Origin of the sequence: Massilia rubra (assembly GCF_011682065.1) — a bacterium.
In the GTDB taxonomy this organism is placed as follows: Bacteria; Pseudomonadota; Gammaproteobacteria; order Burkholderiales; family Burkholderiaceae_D; genus Telluria_A; species Telluria_A rubra.
Genome location: NZ_VUYU01000096.1, coordinates 1 through 378 on the forward strand (window position 1 = coordinate 1; position 378 = coordinate 378).

General features: G+C 48.7%; 2 rRNA genes. Both read right to left on the reverse strand.

Annotation, left to right across the window (positions count from 1 at the left end):
- Position 1: 1 nt before the first annotated feature.
- Positions 2-114 (reverse strand): 5S ribosomal RNA (rrf, locus tag F0185_RS34180).
- Positions 115-281: 167 nt separating this feature from the next.
- Positions 282-378: ribosomal RNA gene (gene rrf, locus F0185_RS35640) — 5S ribosomal RNA — on the reverse strand; the annotation flags it as partial.

Consider the following 378-nt stretch of genomic DNA (forward strand, 5'->3'; position numbering starts at 1 on the left):
AGCCTGACGATGACCTACTTTCACACTGGTTGCAGCACTATCATCGGCGTAAAATCGTTTCACGGTCCTGTTCGGGATGGGAAGGGGTGGTACCGATTTACTATGGTCATCAGGCATAACTTGTACAAGTAGATGCTCCCGACTGGGCAGCAGTACTTCGAATCCTGAGCGCGTATTGTACGGCGTATTCTTATTAATTGGTAGCAATTTTTATGGCGGCAGCACGAAAACGCGGACGAAAAAAAACCCCACATTTCTGCGGGGCTTTCTTCTTATAACTAGCCTGACGATGACCTACTTTCACACTGGTTGCAGCACTATCATCGGCGTAAAATCGTTTCACGGTCCTGTTCGGGATGGGAAGGGGTGGTACCGATT